The organism is Clostridioides sp. ZZV15-6388 (genome assembly GCF_020657755.1).
Taxonomy (GTDB): Bacteria; Bacillota; Clostridia; order Peptostreptococcales; family Peptostreptococcaceae; genus Clostridioides.
Window position 1 is genome coordinate 1 of sequence record NZ_JAGWCU010000103.1, and the last position, 460, is coordinate 460.

Here is a 460-nt window from a genome sequence, read left to right on the forward strand (position 1 = left end):
CTAACAATACAAAATGGGCTTAGAAATTTTTTATCAGTATCAGTTAAAAAAGATGATGAACTGATGCTATTTTCAGCAGTTTGTAATGTTAAAGCATTATATTCTATCTTAGTGTCACCTCTAGTTATAGCTTTTAAGCTTTTTTCTAGATTATCAAGTCCACTATTTTTCTTAAGTTCTTCAAATCTTGAAGATAATATTGATATTACTTTTTCTTCTACAAACCCTTCTAGTGCTGTACTTAGTTCCTGCCTAGAACAATATTCTAAAACCATCTCACTTATTTTATTTATATAAAGGATTATTAATTTGTCATATCTATCATTTTCTATTCCTAAAACTAATTTAACATTATCAAGCATTGTACTCATCTAGTAGTTGAATTAATTCCTCTTTAGTTTTAGTTGAATATCCCTTTATATTCTTGCCTTTAGCAATTTCCATAAGCTCTGGTTTAGAT

2 protein-coding genes are annotated in these 460 nt (G+C 27.4%); both read right to left on the reverse strand.

Annotated features, from left to right (window positions below; all coding sequences use genetic code 11):
* A partial coding sequence (locus KGF48_RS19940) for a phage head-tail connector protein (protein ID WP_227868501.1) occupies positions 1–362 on the reverse strand: 362 nt, incomplete at its 3' end.
* Positions 355–444, reverse strand: coding sequence for a hypothetical protein (locus KGF48_RS19945; RefSeq protein ID WP_227868502.1), 90 nt, complete (start codon positions 442–444; stop codon positions 355–357). The genes KGF48_RS19945 and KGF48_RS19940, both read right to left, overlap by 8 nt.
* Positions 445–460: the final 16 nt, after the last annotated feature.

What these genes read in the sequence shown, in the direction of transcription:
- KGF48_RS19945 (WP_227868502.1), bottom strand. Translation starts at nt 444, where the DNA reads ATGGAAATTGCTAAAGGCAAGAATATAAAGGGATATTCAACTAAAACT.